The organism is Streptomyces canus (genome assembly GCF_041435015.1).
GTDB classification, from domain to species: domain Bacteria; phylum Actinomycetota; class Actinomycetes; order Streptomycetales; family Streptomycetaceae; genus Streptomyces; species Streptomyces canus_G.
Map to the genome: position 1 here is coordinate 10,291,926 of NZ_CP107989.1, position 10,828 is coordinate 10,302,753.

The 10,828-nt window shown below is 66.1% G+C and carries 11 protein-coding genes and 1 pseudogene; 5 read left to right on the forward strand and 7 right to left on the reverse strand.

Annotated features, from left to right (window positions below):
* Nucleotides 1–85: 85 nt before the first annotated feature.
* Nucleotides 86–2,161, reverse strand: coding sequence for a class I adenylate-forming enzyme family protein (locus tag OG841_RS46940; protein ID WP_371570430.1), 2,076 nt, complete (start codon nt 2,159–2,161; stop codon nt 86–88).
* 416 nt (nt 2,162–2,577) lie between these two features.
* Here OG841_RS46940 and OG841_RS46945 point away from each other — a divergent pair, with 416 nt between their 5' ends.
* Together OG841_RS46945 and OG841_RS46950 are read left to right on the forward strand one after the other, a co-directional pair.
* Nucleotides 2,578–2,841, forward strand: a complete 264-nt coding sequence (locus tag OG841_RS46945; protein ID WP_371570432.1) for an acyl-CoA dehydrogenase family protein — start codon at nt 2,578–2,580, stop codon at nt 2,839–2,841.
* Nucleotides 2,838–3,983 (forward strand): thiolase C-terminal domain-containing protein, encoded by a 1,146-nt coding sequence (locus OG841_RS46950; protein WP_328635742.1) that lies wholly within the window; start codon nt 2,838–2,840, stop codon nt 3,981–3,983. Before OG841_RS46945 ends, OG841_RS46950 begins: the two co-directional genes overlap by 4 nt.
* A gap of 131 nt (nt 3,984–4,114) precedes the next feature.
* On the opposite strand, the gene OG841_RS46955 is transcribed toward OG841_RS46950, so the two are convergent.
* Nucleotides 4,115–4,882, reverse strand: coding sequence for a transposase (locus OG841_RS46955; RefSeq protein WP_328638698.1), 768 nt, complete (start codon nt 4,880–4,882; stop codon nt 4,115–4,117).
* A 156-nt stretch (nt 4,883–5,038) separates the two neighbouring features.
* Between OG841_RS46955 and OG841_RS46960 the strand changes: the two genes are divergently transcribed.
* A complete protein-coding gene (locus OG841_RS46960; RefSeq protein WP_328635741.1) occupies nt 5,039–6,406 on the forward strand; it encodes a TetR/AcrR family transcriptional regulator in 1,368 nt (455 codons plus the stop codon).
* 234 nt (nt 6,407–6,640) lie between these two features.
* Here the strand turns inward: OG841_RS46960 and OG841_RS46965 are convergent, their stop codons facing one another.
* Complete coding sequence (locus OG841_RS46965) at nt 6,641–7,576, reverse strand: amidohydrolase family protein (RefSeq protein ID WP_266531826.1); 936 nt, start codon at nt 7,574–7,576, stop codon at nt 6,641–6,643.
* Between the two features lie 394 nt (nt 7,577–7,970).
* Here OG841_RS46965 and OG841_RS46970 point away from each other — a divergent pair, with 394 nt between their 5' ends.
* Entirely contained in the window at nt 7,971–8,174 is a 204-nt protein-coding gene (locus OG841_RS46970) for a hypothetical protein (RefSeq protein WP_266588554.1), read from the forward strand.
* Here OG841_RS46970 and OG841_RS46975 read toward each other — a convergent pair.
* Complete coding sequence (locus OG841_RS46975; protein WP_266531854.1) at nt 8,171–8,248, reverse strand: AMP-binding enzyme; 78 nt, start codon at nt 8,246–8,248, stop codon at nt 8,171–8,173. The two genes, OG841_RS46970 and OG841_RS46975, sit on opposite strands and share 4 nt — an antisense overlap.
* On the opposite strand from OG841_RS46975, the gene OG841_RS46980 reads away from it, so the two are divergent.
* A complete protein-coding gene (locus OG841_RS46980) occupies nt 8,213–8,419 on the forward strand; it encodes a hypothetical protein (RefSeq protein WP_328643771.1) in 207 nt (68 codons plus the stop codon). The genes OG841_RS46975 and OG841_RS46980 overlap by 36 nt on opposite strands.
* Before the next feature lie 281 nt (nt 8,420–8,700).
* On the opposite strand, the gene OG841_RS46985 is transcribed toward OG841_RS46980, so the two are convergent.
* The 3 genes and pseudogenes from OG841_RS46985 to OG841_RS46995 form a co-directional block, all read right to left on the reverse strand.
* Nucleotides 8,701–9,525 (reverse strand): enoyl-CoA hydratase/isomerase family protein, encoded by an 825-nt coding sequence (locus tag OG841_RS46985; protein WP_266531824.1) that lies wholly within the window; start codon nt 9,523–9,525, stop codon nt 8,701–8,703.
* A gap of 194 nt (nt 9,526–9,719) precedes the next feature.
* A pseudogene (locus tag OG841_RS46990) lies at nt 9,720–10,631 on the reverse strand (thiolase C-terminal domain-containing protein); the annotation flags it as partial.
* Entirely contained in the window at nt 10,628–10,795 is a 168-nt protein-coding gene (locus OG841_RS46995; protein WP_328635739.1) for a hypothetical protein, read from the reverse strand. The gene OG841_RS46995 and the pseudogene OG841_RS46990, both read right to left, overlap by 4 nt.
* Nucleotides 10,796–10,828 lie beyond the last annotated feature (33 nt).

The window sequence follows — 10,828 nt, forward strand, 5'->3', positions numbered from 1 at the left end:
CCGCACGACCCCGGAACTTGCAACCGCCCTGGCGTGATCGTGGCGACGCTCGCGGCAACTTCGAACAGCATGGTCTCGTATCGCATCAGACAGTTCCTGCTTGCGGGATTGCCTCGGTGCGGTGGAGCACTGCGTCTTTGATCTCCTTCTTCATCAGCTTTCCAAGGGAGTTCACCGGTAGTTCGGCGGCCGTCTCGAGCTGGACCGGGAACTTCCGCCGGTTCACGCCGCGCCCGTCCAGGAAGTCGCACAGCGACTGGAGGGAGGGCGGCTCGCCGGTCGGTACGATGACCGCGCAGACGCGTTCGCCGGTCTTGTCGTCCGGGAGGCCGATGACGGCGACCTCCCGGACGGCAGGGTGCTCGGTGAGGGCCAGCTCGAGTTCGCGCGCCGAGATGTTCTCCATGTTCCTGATGATGATGTCCTTGAGACGTCCGGTGACGATGAGGAAGCCTTCGTCGTCGATGCGTGCCAGGTCGCCGGTGCGGAAGTAGCCATCCTCGTCGAAGGCCTCCGAATCGAGGTTCGCGTCGACGTAGCCAGCCATCAGCGAGTTTCCGCGAACGCGGACCTCGCCCGACTCTCCTGGTGGCACGGGGGCGCCGTCTGGCGTGGTGATCTTGAGACAGACGCCACTGGGTCGGCCGTCAGCGACCGCAAGGTGCGCGAGGCTGTCGTCGAGGGTTGCCATGCTGATCAAGGGCATCTCGGTCATGCCATAGCCAGAGACGATCTTGGCTCCGAACGTCTCCATCACCTGCTCGTGCAGGGCCTTGGCGCGGGGGGCGCCTCCGATCAGGAAAGCCCTCAGGTCGGGGAAGAAGCGGGTCTCTGAATTCTGCCGCTGGACCTCCAGGAAGCCCTGGACGAATGGAAGACCGGAACAGCACAGAGTGGTACCGGCGGCCGTAAGATGCCGAGCGGTCTCGAGGGGCGCGAAGCTCTCGGTGACCACCAGGTGAGCCCCCGACCGTACCGCGCCGAGGAAGAACACCAATCCCCCGATGTGGGCGACCGGTGCGATGGAGGAGATGACGTCGTTCGGACCAGGCGACACGGCTGCGCAGAACGTTCGCGCGGCGGCGACGAGGTCGCTGTCGCGGTGGCGGGCTCCCTTCGGGACCGCCGTGGTGCCTGACGTGTAGTAGAGCCAGCGCACGTCGTCAGGAGCCGCCCCGCGGGCGCGGGGAAGCGGGGCGGAGGAGCCATGGGGGAGCGCTGATTGGAGTACCAGCGCTTGGAGACCCGGCACCCTGCCCTCGAGCCGACGTGCCATCGACGCATGGTCGTACCGTGGCTGGCTCTCTGGCACCAGAAGGAGGGCAGAACCCGCCTGCCGAACCATGAACTCGACGTCCGGTTCGCGCAGCGTTGTGACCAGCGGGTTTTGGACGGCACCGAGGCGCGAGAGTGCTACCGAGACCAGGAGTGCGTTGATCGTGGTCGGTAGTTGCCACGAGACGACGCTGCCCTCGCGAACACCTCGTGCGTACAGCCAGGCTGCGACGCGTTCGGCCTCGTCGGCGAAAGCCCCGGCGCTGAGGGTCCTGCCGTGCTCATCCGACACGAGTGTTGAGCCTGGATCAAGATCCGCACGGTGGGCGAGTGACTCCCACAGCGTCGGCGACCATTGTCCGTCCGTCGCCGGCAGAGCTTCGGATGTTCCCTGCGTCTGAGTTCCTGCTGAACGCCCTGCCCTCATGTCTGCGTCGGCCTTTCGAATGTCATCCGGCAGTGTCGTGGGGAAGTAACTCCAGTGCAGTAGATAGGATGTCAGATCTTGGAACCGATGTGGTGGCCTCCCGGGACGTCCGGCTCCTTGGGAGGCGATGGTGGTCAGGTCACGTTCGAAGCCGGCGACCGAGCGGCTCACCGGCTCGATCAGCAACCACGTGTGAACCCTGCGCCGCCGTACTCGGCGAGTCGAGTCATCACCTCGGCCGGGCGCTAACCAGCGGCGGCACAGACCACGTTGATCTCTGCCACTTGCTCCGCGAGGACCGAGAGGGGGTCGAGAGTCGGCGAGCCGGTGACTGCGGCCGGTTCCGGGCTTTGCGGCAAGGGCATCCAGCCCTCGCCGAGTTCCGACGCACGTCTCCGCGCTGCGGCCGTTGCCGCCGAACCCGATAGGCGGTCCGCCCGGTGTGAACAGACGGGGCATCGCTCGCCCACTTGGAATATCGTAGACACTGTTGTCAGATTTGTCTTCTACTTGTGGCGTGCTACGAATGGGCGCCCAGGGCGGCGGCCGTGGGGGAGCTGGGCGTCCCGATGGCGAGATGAGTCGCCAGCCGTATGGTTGTGACGCAAACGCGAATCTGACAGTATGTATATCAAAGCGAAGGGAAGTGGCCGGGGAGTCAACCGTGCCTGGGCACCGTCGACCGGTCTTCACGCGGCGGGCAGCAGACCATGAGCGTGCCAACGAACCTGCTGCACACGACCTACGCCGTCGGCCAAGGCGTCAGGTCGTCGTCTGATGCTGAACCGTCCGGAACGGCGCAATGTGCTTCGTCTTGCCGACCGGTGCCTACCAGGCCGGAGCACGCGTGCGCCGATACGGCGATGCACGGCGAGGTGAGCAGGTCCCAGCTCCTGTATGCCGCCGCCGAGTTCCGAGCCGGACACGGGGGCGTCGCCTATCAGGCCTCCGTCGCCCGCGTGATAGCTGCACGGGCGGCGAGTGACAACGCGCGAATGGCGCTCCAGCTGCATGGAGGAAACGGCTACACCTGGGAGCACGACCTCCACCTTGCCGCGAAACGAGCAACTGTCCTGGCGCTCCAGCTGGGCAGCAGAGACCTGCACTTGTCCCGAGTGCTGGAAATGGAGGACGCGTGACTCGACGGGTAGCGATCGCGGGAGTAGGTCTTTCGGGCGTGGGAGACGACCAGCTGACCAACCCGTACGCGCTCATCAGCGAGGCCGCACGACGAGCTGTCGAGGAGGCCGGACTGGCTCCGAACGAGATCGACGGGTTCGCATCGACGGGTCTGGGCGCCCTTCCTCCGGTCGATGTTGCGGAGCATCTCGGTATCCGGCCGACGTGGATCGACTCGACCGCGGTGGGTGGTGCGGCCTGGGAGGTGATGGCCGCGCACGCTGCGGACGCGATTTCCCTGGGCAGGGCCGACGTGGTCCTGCTCGCCTACGGCTCCTCCTCCCGTTCGGACATCAAGAACGGTCTGCGCACGGCCACCTTGGACTGGGGGTCGCGAGGCCCGTTGCAGTGGGAAGCGCCGTATGGCCACACCGTCATCAGTAAGTACGCCATGGCCGCGCGACGACATATGTACGAGTACGGCACCACTGTGGAGCAGCTGGCCGAGATCGCGGTCTCGGCCCGTTACAACGCCTCGCTCAATCCGGACGCGACGTTCCGCGTTCCCTTGACGGTGGAGGAGGTGCTCGCCGGCAGAGTCATCGCGGACCCGTTCACAAAACTGCAGTGCTGCATCCGTTCCGACGGAGGCGCCGCGTTGGTCCTGGTGGCTGAGGACCGCATGCAGGATCTACCTGGTCTGCCGGTGTGGATACTCGGGACGGGGGAGGCCATCTCCCATATGTCGACGAGCCAATGGGAGGACGTGACGGTCGGACCCGCGAAGATCTCGGGCACTCTTGCATTCGAACGAGCCGGGGTCACGCCGCAGGAAATCGATGTGTGCGAGATCTACGACGCCTTCACCTCCATGCTCCTGGTGAATCTCGAAGACCTGGGCTTCTGCAAGAAGGGCGAGGGCGGGGACTTCGTCCAGGACGGCCGGCTGCGCGTCGGCGGGGCGCTGCCGACGAACACCGATGGAGGTGGCCTCTCCGCAATGCATCCGGGCCAGCGTGGGCTCTTCCTGATGGTTGAAGCGGTGCGCCAACTCAGGGGGCAAGCCGGTGCTCGCCAGGTAGCGGATGCCCGATTGGCCTGCGTGAGCGGTACAGGAGGATGGTTCTGCTCGAGCGGCACCATGATCCTGGGAGCCGACTGACGAGGACGCCATGACGGAACTGCCAGCCGGATGAAAGCGACACCTGTTTGTGTAGATGGACTCCGTTCCTGTTCGAGCATGAGTGGCGTCGAGTCTGTCCGGCCTAGAGGTTGTCCCGTATGGGGCGTGAGCTATCCGGTGAGGGCCAGGTTGTGGAGCCGGGCGATGCCGAGCATGGCCTGGTGAACGCCGTTGCCCTTGAGGCGGCAGTCCCGAAGGATCTTCCAGTTCTTCAGCCGGGATAGGGCGTGTTCGACTCGTGCCCGTGCCCGGCGGTGGACGGCGTTCTCTGCTTCCTGTTGCGGGCTGAGGTGTCTCTGGCCTCGTCGCCTGCGGTGCGGGATGAGAAGGCCAGTGCCCTGGTAGCCACCGTCGGCGATGGTCGGGGCACCGCGGCAGACCCGGTCCACACCGGATTCGGTGAACGCCCGGCAGTCGTTGCGACTGCCGGGCAGCGGCAAGCCGATCGCCACCACCAGGCGGCTGTTGGCGTCGATGACGACCTGCAGATTCGTCGAGTACCGATAGTTCTTGCTGGACGCGGCGACGCTGCGGTCCCGGGTAGGCACCAAGGTGCCGTCGACGATGTAGACAGTGTCCCTGCGCGGACGTCGGGCCGGCGCGATGGCCAACAGCGGTGCCAGGTGATCGAGGATACGGTCGGCCGCGGACTTCGAGACCCCGAACAACGGTGCCACCTGCCGCAACGTCAGGTTCGTGCGCCAGTACGTCGCCACCAGCAACACCCGGTCCTCCAGCGGCAACCGCCAGGGACGGCCCCGCTGAACGTCACCCCCGCGACGCCGCACCAACGCCACCAGCCTGGCGAACTGCACCTCGCTCAACCCGGAGAACGGCTCGATCCACTTCGGATCATCAGCTGAAATCACCCCACCCATGCCCAGCCAACGCACCAACCACCCCACCGGTTACGGGACAACCTCTAGCGGTGCCCTGGCTTGCCGCTTACCACTTCCACGGTCTGACACCCTATACACTTCAGGGCGAAGGCTCTCGGTCCGCTCGACAGTCGCTCAGCGGAAAGGAATCAGACAATGGAACGGCGTCCTAGTTACGGTCCGAACAGCATCACTATCGGGGACCGCGGTGCAACCACAGTCGGAAACGTCCTGCAGACCGCACTGGCGCTTTTTGGTGAAAAGGGATTCCACAATACGACGATCCAGGATATCGCCGACCAAGCCGAGATGTCTCGCGCTACGCTCTACCAATACTTCGAGAGCAAAGAAAGAATCTTCATCGAACTTCTGGAAGAATGCGGGGCGTCACTGCTGGACCTTGCTCGCCACCTAGAACCGCTCAGCGCCACGGAGCGAGGCTTCAGCAACCTTCGATGGTGGCTCGACCGATGGGCTGAGGTATACGAGCGGTACGAGATTTTGTTCCGCGAATGGTCGAATATCGACACTCCGGGAGCGCCGGTACGGCCCCTGGTAGCAAAATTCAATGAAACGTACAACACGCGGATAGCGGATTGGCTTTCGAGCAGCGGCGTCAACGGAGTCGATCCCCGTGATGCCGCCAACATGTTGACGAGTCTGATCATTTATCTCAACTATGCGGACCATGCGAGCAAGGAATCCGGCAGCGGTACCCGGCTGCCGAGTGAGGAGCTGCGTTACTACTTCTCCGTATCACTGCAGCTCATGCTTTTTCCGGAGACTCCAGTGGACGTGACACGCGGGGATCGTACCGTGCCACGGGCATGGAAGAACCACCGTATCACCGGCAAACTTGCCTCCCGTGATCTGGGGCCGATGCCCACCCCATACTCAGACCGGGTCGCCGGCCTGACCGCTCGAGCCGTCCAAACGGTGAACATCCTGATGCGCGCAGGTGGGGAATGCTTCGCCGAGTTTGGATACCAGAAGACCAACATCGACGACATCGTTCGTACGGCCGGGTTCGCGCGAGGGACCTTCTACAAGTACTTCGACACCAAGGTTGAGCTACTGGAAGCCTTGGCCGAGATGTGTGCCCGCGACCTGATCGCTGGTGCGCTTCGCCTCGAACGTGTCAACGAGAATGACTATACGAACGACTTCAAGGAGTGGGTGCGCACCACACTGAAGGCGAGCAGCGAATATCGTGGGGTGATTCGCGCCTGGCGGGAGCGGAGGCCGGCAACCACTGCCATGGAAGGCATGCGCGCGCATGTGGCCACGTCCATTCGGCGAGCGCTCTTTCTGGCACTCAGCCGATCACGGCGAGGCCATCCCATGCACCTGAGCGCCAGCCGAATCTTTGTCGGCGGTGTCTTCGATCAATTTCCCGACACATTGGTGCTCCATTACACCGACCCGTCGCCCGAATATCTGGAGACCCTTATCGCTGACCTGCTGGACCGGGCGATCCTCGGGTTCACCGATGAAGCCAGGCACTCGCCCGGGCCTCGCGAATGAGGGCTCGCGCCCGGGGACGGGCCACTCGTGCCCCGTTCCGAACGCAATCACGGCGAAGGTTAGCCAGGACTGGGCCGAGCGCGCTGTGACAACTGGGGCACCATGATGCCGCCGTATGTCTCGGCCGTGCTCAAACACCGGTCCCGCCGTTCACGACCGACCTGAGTCAGTCGCCCGCCGCGTACCAGGCTCCCGGCCATTGCCGGAACAGTCCCGCGGGCTGGGCTGCTGCGGTCAGGTGGCGAATCGAGGGAAGAGGAGTTCGGCGTTGCGGTGTTCGATCGCCTCGCGGTCGGGTTGGGTGAGTTCGGCGGTGTCCAGGAGATGATTGAAGTATTCGGTTCCTGCCGTGCCGGCGTAGGGCCAGTCGCTGCCGTAGAGTACGTGGCCGGGTTCAGCGAACGCGGCCAGCAATTTCAGGGCGTCGTGGCCGGTCGACAAGGCGGTGTCGAAGTAAAAGCGTTTGAGACCGGCCAGGATGGCGTCGGGGGTCGACGGAGTGGACTTCGGCGAGCTGAGAATCGGGATGATCCCGGCGAAGCGCTGCGCCGCGTAGGGCAGGAATCCGCCAGCATGGGACAGGATGACCTTGACGTGTCGATGGCGGTGCATCACTCCGGAAACCACGAGGTCGACGGCGGTACGAGTAGTGTCGAACGGGAAATCGACCACCGCTGGGCTAAGGCCGTGGAGGGGTCGGAGTTCGGTGGCCGTGGGGTGGATGAAGACCACGGCCTGGCGACGATCGAGTTCTTCCCAGACCGGTTCCCATCGCCGGTCGCCGAGGTATATGCCGCCGGCGTTGGACAGCAGCACCACCCCGTCTGCCTGCAGGGTGTCGAAGGCATAGCCGACCTCCTCGAGCACGCTGGCGGGATCGTGATCAGCCATGGGCAGGCTGGCGAAATGTCCGAACCGGTCCGGGTGGTTCTTGACCAGTTCTGCGGTGAACTCGTTGACTTCCCGGGCCAGGCGGGGACCACCTCCGTCGGCAGTGGACGGGAGACCTGGCGCCGACACTGACATCACCGCTGCGGTGACACGGTGATCGTCCATCCATGACAGCGTGGACGCGGCCGACCACGGCGTCGACGTGCCCGCGAAACGTTCGAAAACAGGGGGAATCACGTGATGATGAACATCGAGCCGCCCCGATGCAGGTGTGGCCATTAGTTCTTCCTCTCAGTAACACCGACTTGCGACGCGACGTGGGAGCCCCCGAGTGCTGGCGGGTACGACTGCCCACGGGATTCGCCCCGCGGAGGCGGGTAGCTCGGCAGTCCGCTCCACGACCAAGACCTTGTGTGGCTACCCGCCCCGAGCACTTGCGGTAAGTTGTTTAGTAAACATTACCGTAAGTATTACGGTGCTACTGTACCACTGTGAGTCAATCCCGCAAGCGGACAAGGCGCTCGCCTCCTGTGCTGGTGAGCCCCGTGCCGGCCGATGTCGAAGAGCTCGCCGTGGCCGCGGACGCCTGGTTCGCGCGGACGTGGCCGCGGGCCGGCTGGCCTGTGCGTGCGGATGACCGTACGCCCCGTGGGGCTTCGCCCGGCCCCGCACCATCCACCAGGCCGACGGTGCGGGGCTGGTGGTCCGGCCCACCCGCGTGCGCTGCCGCGGCTGCCAGGTCACGCACGTGCTGCTCCCAGCCGTCTGCGCGCCACGCAGCGGGTACGCCACCGACGTCATCGGCCCGGCACTGATCGCCGGCGCTCTGGGCGCCGGGCACCGCGTGATCACCGCCGAGCTGCAGCTGATCCGCTAACCCCATTCGTCGTCGGGTATGCCGAGGACGGCAGCGTCATGGACGTCCGGGTGACGCTGGAGCGCGGCTTCGATCTCGGCCGGGGCGATGTTCTCGCCACCCCGGATGATGGTGTCGTCGGCACGGCCCCGGGCGAACAGATAGCCGTCCGTGTCGAGATGCCCTCGTCGCGGGTGGCGAACCAGCCGTCGGCGTCGGTGACCGGGCCGCTCCCGCGGCACTCCCCCGCGACCGGGGACCCCTGACGTGAATCGTTCCGACGGTGCAGGGCGGGCAGGGCCAGCCGTCCGCGTCCCGGATCTCGACGCTGACCGACGGCAACGGGCGTCCGACTGATGTCAGCCGGGCCCGGACCTCGACGTCGGGGCTGCTGAGAGCCTCGCGATCTCGACCGCGCCGACCCAGCGGTGCAGATGCGTTCCCACTGCGAGTCCTGCCATCGCGACGCTTCCTCTGTTGCGTAGTCGCGGAGCGCGGCACCGGCCCTTTCTATACAGTACTAATTACCGTACTGTTTTCTGTATTTTCAGCGGCCCCGGAACACGGGTGCCCTGCGCTCCTCGAAGGCCCGCCCGGCCTCCTGGGCGTCCTCCCCGATGCCCAGGCCCAGGAGGGTTACCTCGTTCTTCCAGACCTGGTCGAACGACGAGTCATAGGCGTCGTTGATCTGGCCCTTGACGTGTCCCAGGCCGATCGTCGGTCCTGCGGCCAGTCGGTGGGCGAAGTCCGCCGCGGCGCTGAGCAGTTGGTCGTCCGGGACGCACCGGTTGGCGAGGCCCCACTGCTCCGCCTGCCGCCCGCTCACCGGCTCGCCGAGCAGGGCGATCTCCTTCGCGCGGACCGGGCTCAGTGAACGCGCGAGCAGATACGCGCCACCGGCCTCGACGGGCAGCCCGCGCGTCACGAACACCTCGCAGAAGCTCGCCGACTCGGCGGCTATGACCAGGTCGCAGGCGAGCGCGAAGTTGCAGCCGAAGCCGTAGGCCGCGCCGTTCACGGCGGCGACGAAGGGCTTCTCGTTCTCCCAGACGTCGCGGATCAGCCGCCACCAGCCGTACCGACGGCCGTCCTCGCGGGCGATGTTGGCCTGGGCGCCACGCCGCCTCTCGGGCCTGATCTCGATGTGGTCCGCCTCGCTGAGGTCGGCGCCCGAGCAGAAGGCCCGGCCCGTGCCGGTGACCACCGCCGCGCGGATGGAGGGGTCGTCGCGCACCTCCGCGATCGCGGCGATGAGCGCGTTACGCAGCGATTTGTGCACGGCATTGCGCAGGTGCGGGCGGTTCAGCGTGATCCAGGCGATGCCGTCCGCGACCTTGAACTCCAGTCCGGCCTCGGAGAATTCGTCGAGCATGGTGTACCGCCAATCCGGTAGTGGGTGCGATGGTTCAGAACTGGGACGGGGCGAGGGTGCCGGCGGCGCTGAACAGGCCCCGGATGCCCTGGACGAGACTGGTACGCACGCCCTCGACGGGTACGGCGGCATCCCCGCGCAACTGACGCACTGCCCTGGATGGCGAACATGGCGTACATGCCGGCGTGCGTGTACAGCAGTCCGCCGCCGTTGGTGTTCATCGGCAGGGAGCCGCCGGGGCGGGTGGCCCCGCTCTCGATGAAGACGACGGCCTCGCCCCGTCCGACGCATCCGAGGTCCTCCACCCCGTAGAGGGGGATGCGCGCGTAGGCGTCGTAGACCATGAGTGGTCGACGTCGTCGGTGGTCAGCTCCGCCTCGCTCAGGACCGTGGCCGAGGCCTCCCGGAAACCGGCGAACGTGGTCAGATGCTCCATGGACGACGGGCCGGGGCCCTCGCTCGACTCGCCCGAGCCCAGGACGGTCCCCGGCGGATGGCGCAGGTCCAGGTCGGCGGCGCGCTCCGCGGACATCAGCACGAGGGCGCCGCCGCCGTCGGTGACGGGGGCAGCACTCCAGGGCGAGTGCGCCGACCATCGACTCCACGGCAAGGCCGATCGCCGACTTGTCCGGTACGACGCCGATCCGTTCTGACTCGGCCGCAGCGGCAATGACCACGGTGGATGTCATGGGCGTGCCCCTTCCCGGACCGAGTCCCCCCGCGGCGGCCGGGCGTGCCCGTTCCTCGGGCACGGGCCGGAACTGCGGCAGAACGACCTCGCGCCGCTTTTCGAAGTGACCTCCACCGGGAGGCCTGTGCGGATGTGCTCGGGCGTCTGCGGGACGTCGAAGATGTTCGCCGTCAGTCGGGGGGCCTTCGTCGAGCTTGACGAAGGCGATGGCGTAGGGCGCGTCGCCCTCGTAGCCGGGCGACCGTATGTGGTTGATGACGAAGGATGCTCGCGATACCGCCCTTGGCCGCACCGCAGTTGGCCTGGCCGAAATTGCCGGAGAGGCCGCTGCCCGACGAGGTGTTGACCACGCGCGCGTCCACGAGCTCGTCCGTCTTGGCCCGGTTCCGCCATTGCGGCCCGCGGCCTGGGTCATGGCGAAGGTGCCATCATGAAGTCGCGGTCCGCGCGGGCGTTCTCGCGCCGCAGGCCGGAGACGACGAGACTGCGGCCGGGGTCGCCGCCTCGTACATCCTCGACCTTGATGACGTCCGTCCCCGGTCCGCGAACACGGCGCCCGCCGACGGGACGAATGTCCATGACGCCAGTTCGACGACGAGAACCCCCTGCAGG

Bases quoted from the DNA above. Each gene is read 5' to 3' on its own strand.
- OG841_RS46985 (WP_266531824.1), bottom strand. From the start codon at position 9,525: ATGCTCGACGAATTCTCCGAGGCCGGACTGGAGTTCAAGGTCGCGGAC.
- OG841_RS46955 (WP_328638698.1), bottom strand. From the start codon at position 4,882: ATGGGTGGGGTGATTTCAGCTGATGATCCGAAGTGGATCGAGCCGTTC.
- OG841_RS46965 (WP_266531826.1), bottom strand. From the start codon at position 7,576: ATGGCCACACCTGCATCGGGGCGGCTCGATGTTCATCATCACGTGATT.
- OG841_RS46980 (WP_328643771.1), top strand. From the start codon at position 8,213: ATGGACGTCCGGGTGACGCTGGAGCGCGGCTTCGATCTCGGCCGGGGC.
- OG841_RS46960 (WP_328635741.1), top strand. From the start codon at position 5,039: ATGGAACGGCGTCCTAGTTACGGTCCGAACAGCATCACTATCGGGGAC.
- OG841_RS46995 (WP_328635739.1), bottom strand. From the start codon at position 10,795: ATGGACATTCGTCCCGTCGGCGGGCGCCGTGTTCGCGGACCGGGGACG.
- OG841_RS46940 (WP_371570430.1), bottom strand. From the start codon at position 2,161: ATGCCCCGTCTGTTCACACCGGGCGGACCGCCTATCGGGTTCGGCGGC.